We start from the raw sequence: 325 nt of genomic DNA, 5'->3' as shown, positions 1-325 counted from the left end.
ATCGCCTTGCGCGTCTCATCCAATCGAAGGTCCGCAGTCTGGAAAATCGTCTGATCGGCCGCTCCGCTCAGGGTCTCCGAAGCGGACAATTCCTCAACGCGGATGCCATCAAGCGTCCAGCCGTGTGAGGACGCAATCGCTTGCAGTTCGGCGGCGGTTTGCGAAAGGCTGACATAGATGCAGCGTTCACCGGCTGCCACACCAGCGCGCAGGAATTGCAACGCCGCCGTCGTCTTGCCTGCGCCCGGATCGCCTTGCACGATATAGAAATTTGAAGCGGGACCAGCCGATGCACCCCGAAGGGCACGTAGCTGTTAATGCGCAC

General features: G+C 60.3%; 1 pseudogene. It reads right to left on the bottom strand.

Going from position 1 to position 325, the window contains the following annotated elements:
* Window positions 1-281 (bottom strand): annotated as a pseudogene (locus tag AC0L3S_RS39235) (ATPase domain-containing protein); the annotation flags it as partial.
* Window positions 282-325: the final 44 nt, after the last annotated feature.

This window comes from Bradyrhizobium sp. Ken01, from assembly GCF_055807355.1.
Note: the sequence above shows the minus strand (reverse complement) of the source record. Positions and strands in the feature narration are given on the sequence as shown.